This window comes from Rhizobacter sp. P2_H2 (genome assembly GCF_056403375.1).
Genome location: NZ_JBFUFP010000309.1, coordinates 1 through 5,401 on the forward strand (window position 1 = coordinate 1; position 5,401 = coordinate 5,401).

The window sequence follows — 5,401 nt, forward strand, 5'->3', positions numbered from 1 at the left end:
GCGGCGTGTCGCGGCGCGCAGCGGCCAGGCGCCAGCAGACGGCGGCCACCAGCGCCATGCACAGGAAGTGGGGCAGGCGTGCCGCGAACTCGTTGACGCCGAAGCACTTCATGCTGAGGGCCGTGAGCCAGAACGACAGCGGCGGCTTGGCCCAGAACGGCACGCCGTAGTCATGCCATGGCGTGATCCAGTCGCCGAGCTCGAGCATCTTGCGGCCGACCTCGGCATAGCGCGCCTCGGTGGTGTCCATCAGCGGCAGCCAGGCCATGCCTGACAGGCGCAGCAGCACCAGCGCGCCGATCAGCAGCACCAGGGCCGCGGTGGCCCGCTCGACGGTGCTGCGGCCGTACCCGGCGGCGGGTGCGAGCGAGGTGCCTGCCGAGGCGACCGGCCGGTGGGGATGGATCGAGGCGTTCATCGAACCCGATTGGGTTCGATGCGCCTTAGCCGGGTCTTAGCGGTTGCTTAGGCGAGCCTTAGCCTGGTGGCGGTAGAGGGTGCTGCGATGGACGCCAAGGCGTCTTGCCGCCTCGGCGACGCTGCCATCGCATTCCGCCAGCGCGCGGTCGATGGTGTTCTCGACGACGCTCGACAGGGCCGGCTCGGTCTCGACGGCGAGGTGCCGCCGAGCCGGTGCCGATCCGGCCAGCACGCGCTGCGGCAACTGGTCGACGCCGAGGCACGCGCCATCGTCGGCCAGCGCGACGAGCGTGCGCAGCACATGGGCCAGCTCTCTCACGTTGCCCGGCCAGGCATGCGCGTCGAGCCGATCGATGGCAGCGTCGTCCAGTGTCAGCCGCTTCGCCTTCGCCAGTGGGCCGAACAACTGCTCGATGAGCGCTCGCCGGTCGTGCCGATCACGCAGTGCCGGGATCGCGACGCGGTAACCGTCGATCCGGTAGAGCAGGTCGGCCCGGAAGGCCTGGCCGGCGCTCATCGCCGACACGTCCTGGTGGGTGGCGCAGACCAGGTCGAAGTCGACCGGGATGCCCGGGCCGCCCCCCAGCGGCACGACCCGGCGCTCCTCGAGCACGCGCAGCAGCCGCGTCTGCAGCAGCAGCGGCATGTCGCCGATCTCGTCGAGGAACAGCACGCCGCCGGCGGCTTCGCGGATGCGCCCCGGCATGCCGTGCCGGCGGGCCCCGGTGAAGGCGCCCGCCTCGTAGCCGAACAGCTCGGCCTCGATCAGCGCTTCCGGCAGCGCCGCGCAGTTGACGGCGACGAACGGCCCCTTGCTGCGGCGCGATGCCTGGTGCAGCCGGCGGGCGAACACCTCCTTGCCACTGCCGGTCTCGCCGGTGACCAGCACCGGCAGGCCGGCGTCGAGCACCTTGCAGGCGCTGTGCAGCAGCGGCGCCAGGTCGTCCGCGGCGGGCAACGCATCGTCGTCGAGGGCCTTGGCGAGGGGGCGCGCCGTGCTGCGCGAGGTCGCCGGCCGTGCAGCGCGCTCCAGCATGGCCGCGATCTGCCGGCCATCGGGCAGCGTCAGCAACCCGCTGCCGTGGTGGGGCTGCGACCAGCGCGCGCCGATCAGTTCTTCGGCAGGCCGCTCGAGCAAGCCCGGCCACGCCGTGCCGAGCAGCCCGAGGGCGACCCGGTTGGCGGCGACGATCCGGCCCTCGTCGATGACGATCAATCCCTCGCGCGCGGTGCCCAGCAAACCGGGCTTGGCATGGAAGCGCAGCAGGTGCCCGCTGGCCTGCGCAAGCATCAGCCGGTGTTCGACCTGCTGCGCCGCCATGCGCACCAGGCCGAGCGTGTGGTCGTTGACCTGCGCGGCTTCGCCGGAGATGTCGATCACGCCGGCGATCTCGCCGCGCCCGCTGAAGATCGGCGATGCGGCACAGCCGATTGCCCCGTTCTGCGGCAGGAAGTGTTCGCCGCCCAGCACCATCAGCGACTGGCGCTCCAGCAGCGCGGTGCCGATGGCATTGGTGCCGCGGCGTGTCTCGGACCATTCGACGCCCGGCGCGAGCGCGATGCGCTGCGCCTTCGGCAGGAACTCGGGGCTGCCGATCTCCTCGAGGATGAGGCCCGACGGGTCGGTGAGGATCACGACGCAGCCGGCGCTCAGCGCGTGCTCGGTCAGGCTGTCGAGCTCGGGTTGCGCGCACGCGAGCATCTGCATGGCCTGCTCGCGGCGCTCGCGCAGCCGCTGCCGCAGCAGCGGCTCGGGGTCGACCAGGGCCTGATCGATGCCCTGGCAGCGCCGCCACGAACGCGAGATGTGCGGCGCCAGCCCTTCGTCGCCGGACAGGGCTTGCCCTTGCAGGAAGAACAGGTCGCGGGCGTGCTCGACCCGCAGCGAAAGCGCGTGCGCCTCTTTCATGCTGTCTCCGATCTCKTGGGCGACGTGTCGCAGCACGCGACATGTCGCGCGACATCCTCGCACGGATGTGTCGCGGATCGCGAAACCCGACCTGCGCGTCCGGTTGTCGTCCCGTGGCGAGACCTGTGACGGGCCGGCTTCGGGTAAGCACCGAGCCGATCGGGTACGCGCGTTGCAAACCAGGTACCGCGGCGCTGCAGTGGGCGGCGCCCACCACATCCAGATCGGAGACGCAAAGATGGACAAGCTCGACCCCGGCAAGTTCGGCACCCCGGTGGACTTCAAGAAGCGCTACGGCAACTACATCGGCGGGGAATGGACGGCGCCGTCCGGCCGCCAGTACTTCGAGAACATCACGCCGGTGACCGGCCGCCCGTTCTGCGAGATCCCGCGCTCGACGGCCGAAGACATCGACCGCGCGCTCGACGCCGCGCACAAGGCGAAGACCGCCTGGGGCAAGACCTCGACGACGGAACGCGCCAACCTGCTGAACAAGATCGCCGATCGCATGGAGGCCAACCTGGCGATGCTGGCCGCGGCCGAGACCTGGGACAACGGCAAGCCGATCCGCGAGACCACGGCGGCCGACCTGCCGCTGGCGATCGACCACTTCCGCTACTTCGCGTCGGCGATCCGCGCGCAGGAGGGCGGCATCAGCCAGATCGACAACGACACGGTGGCCTATCACTTCCACGAGCCGATCGGCGTGGTCGGCCAGATCATTCCGTGGAATTTCCCGATCCTGATGGCGCTGTGGAAGCTGGCGCCGGCACTGGCCGCCGGCAACTGCGTGGTGCTGAAGCCGGCCGAGCAGACGCCGGTGTCGATCCTCGTGCTGCTCGAGACGGTGGCCGACCTGCTGCCGCCGGGCGTGCTCAACGTCGTCAACGGCTTCGGGCTGGAGGCGGGCAAGCCGCTCGCGTCGAGCAACCGCATCGGCAAGATCGCCTTCACCGGCGAGACCACGACCGGCCGGCTGATCTCGCAGTACGCGAGCCAGAACCTGATCCCGGTGACGCTGGAGCTGGGCGGCAAGTCGCCGAACGTGTTCTTCGCCGACGTGATGGAGAAGGACGACGCGTTCTTCGACAAGGCGCTCGAAGGCTTCGCGATGTTCGCGCTGAACCAGGGCGAGGTCTGCACCTGCCCGTCGCGCGCGCTGGTGCAGGAATCGATCTACGACCGCTTCATGGAGCGCGCGGTCAAGCGCGTGGCCGCCATCAAGCAGGGCAGCCCGCTCGACCCGTCGACGATGATCGGCGCGCAGGCCTCGAGCGAGCAGCTGGAGAAGATCCTCTCGTACCTCGACATCGGCAGGCAGGAGGGCGCCAAGGTGCTGATCGGCGGCGAGCGCAACATGCTGCCCGGCCAGCTCGAAGGCGGCTACTACGTGAAGCCGACGATCTTCGAGGGCCACAACAAGATGCGCATCTTCCAGGAAGAGATCTTCGGGCCGGTGGTGTCGGTCACGCGCTTCAAGGACGAGGAGGAGGCGCTGTCCATCGCCAACGACACGCTGTACGGGCTGGGCGCCGGCGTGTGGAGCCGCGACATGAACACCGCCTTCCGCATGGGGCGCGGCATCCAGGCCGGGCGCGTGTGGACCAACTGCTACCACCACTACCCGGCGCATGCGGCTTTCGGCGGCTACAAGCAATCGGGCATCGGCCGCGAGAACCACAAGATGATGCTCGACCACTACCAGCAGACCAAGAACCTGCTGGTGAACTACAGCGAGCACAAGCTGGGGTTCTTCTGAGATGGATGCGAGCGCTGCGGTCTTGCGCGTGACGGCCACTGACGCGGCGCTCGCGCTGATCGAGCGGCTGCAGGTGAAGCACGGGCCGCTGATGTTCCACCAGTCGGGCGGCTGCTGCGATGGCAGCGCGCCGATGTGCTACCCGCAAGGGGAGTTCATCGTCGGCGACTACGACCGCCTGCTGGGGCACATCGGCGGCATGCCGTTCTACATCAGCGGCCCGCAGTTCGAGTACTGGCAGCACACGCAGCTGATCATCGACGTGGTGCCGGGGCGGGGCGGGATGTTCTCGGTGGAGGGGCCGGAGGGGCTGCGGTTCCTGACCCGCTCGCGGCTGTTCACCGATGAGGAGTGGGGGGTGTTGAAACCCTAGGCGTCGCCGAGCCGGCGCAGTTCGTCGAGCGTGTTGGCATTGAAGAAGGCGTCGGCATCGGCGAACAGCACATCGACGCAGCCCTGGCGCTCCAGCCAGCGCTCGATCTTGCGGCCCCCCTCGGCGAGGTAGGCGGCCAGGTCGACGCGCAGATCCGCCCTGAGCAGGCAGAACACCGACTGCCGCTGCCGTTCACCGGCCTCTTCGGTGACAGCCACCACCGCGCGTGCGTCGCCGGCCGCCGCAGCCAGGGTCGCGACGAGATCCTCGGGAAAGCGCGGTGTGTCGCAGGGCACCGTTGCCATCCAGTCGGTGCGGCAGTGCGTCAGTCCGGCCAGGAAGCCCGCCAGCGGACCCGGGTAGTCGGTGTCGGCGTCCGCCAGCACGGGTACACCGTAGGCGCGATAGACCTCCGGATGCCGGTTGGCGCTGATCATCACCGAACCCACCTGAGGCGCGATGCGCCGCAGGGCGTGCTGCACCAGCGGCTCGCCATCGAGCGTCTGCAGGCCCTTGTCGACGCCGCCCATGCGGCTGCCCCGGCCGCCTGCCAGGATCAGGGCGGTGATCTGGTCACGTTGGATCATGTCGGCCTCGATTCTGACGCGTTGGTCGAGCGATATCCTCGGGCAACGATATCGACTAGGATGCCCCGAGCCAGGTAGAGATCATTGTTGCGGTGCGTCAAAGACGCACTTCTTTTTGGGAGCGAAGTCTGCTTCGATGACCGACATGACGACCACAGCCACGCGTTCCAGCGACCCCGGCATGGTGCCGCTCGCTTCCGTCGATGAGATGCGCGGCCGCCTTCGCCGCAAGAACAAGCTGAAGGGGCGCCAGCCGGACCACGTGTCGCTCGAGGAGGTGCAGGCGCTCATCGGCCCCGGGCCGCATCGGCGCGACCTGCTGATCGAATACCTGCACCTGCTCAACGATGCGT

5 protein-coding genes and 1 pseudogene are annotated in these 5,401 nt (G+C 69.1%); 3 read left to right on the forward strand and 3 right to left on the reverse strand.

Features of this window, described 5'->3' with window-relative positions; translation table 11 throughout:
• A partial coding sequence (locus tag AC1D15_RS16605) for an ArnT family glycosyltransferase (protein ID WP_477826836.1) occupies positions 1-418 on the reverse strand: 418 nt, incomplete at its 3' end.
• Between the two features lie 36 nt (positions 419-454).
• Positions 455-2,329, reverse strand: coding sequence for a sigma-54-dependent Fis family transcriptional regulator (locus AC1D15_RS16610; protein WP_477826837.1), 1,875 nt, complete (start codon positions 2,327-2,329; stop codon positions 455-457).
• Between the two features lie 238 nt (positions 2,330-2,567).
• On the opposite strand from AC1D15_RS16610, the gene adh reads away from it, so the two are divergent.
• Positions 2,568-4,088 carry an aldehyde dehydrogenase gene (gene adh / locus AC1D15_RS16615; RefSeq protein ID WP_477826838.1) on the forward strand — a complete coding sequence of 507 codons (1,521 nt, stop codon included), beginning with the start codon at positions 2,568-2,570 and terminating at the stop codon, positions 4,086-4,088.
• A 1-nt stretch (position 4,089) separates the two neighbouring features.
• Positions 4,090-4,461: a DUF779 domain-containing protein gene (locus AC1D15_RS16620; protein ID WP_047506526.1), complete on the forward strand. Its 372-nt coding sequence runs from the start codon at positions 4,090-4,092 to the stop codon at positions 4,459-4,461.
• On the opposite strand, the gene mobA is transcribed toward AC1D15_RS16620, so the two are convergent.
• On the reverse strand, positions 4,458-5,048 hold the full coding sequence (gene mobA / locus AC1D15_RS16625; RefSeq protein WP_477826839.1) for a molybdenum cofactor guanylyltransferase MobA: 591 nt from the start codon (positions 5,046-5,048) through the stop codon (positions 4,458-4,460). The genes AC1D15_RS16620 and mobA overlap by 4 nt on opposite strands.
• A gap of 136 nt (positions 5,049-5,184) precedes the next feature.
• Between mobA and AC1D15_RS16630 the strand changes: the two are divergent.
• Positions 5,185-5,401, forward strand: a pseudogene (locus AC1D15_RS16630) (NADH-quinone oxidoreductase subunit F); the annotation flags it as partial.

Excerpts from the sequence above, each read along its gene's own strand:
- AC1D15_RS16610 (WP_477826837.1), bottom strand. The coding sequence starts at position 2,329 with ATGAAAGAGGCGCACGCGCTTTCGCTGCGGGTCGAGCACGCCCGCGAC.
- adh (WP_477826838.1), top strand. The coding sequence starts at position 2,568 with ATGGACAAGCTCGACCCCGGCAAGTTCGGCACCCCGGTGGACTTCAAG.
- AC1D15_RS16620 (WP_047506526.1), top strand. The coding sequence starts at position 4,090 with ATGGATGCGAGCGCTGCGGTCTTGCGCGTGACGGCCACTGACGCGGCG.
- mobA (WP_477826839.1), bottom strand. The coding sequence starts at position 5,048 with ATGATCCAACGTGACCAGATCACCGCCCTGATCCTGGCAGGCGGCCGG.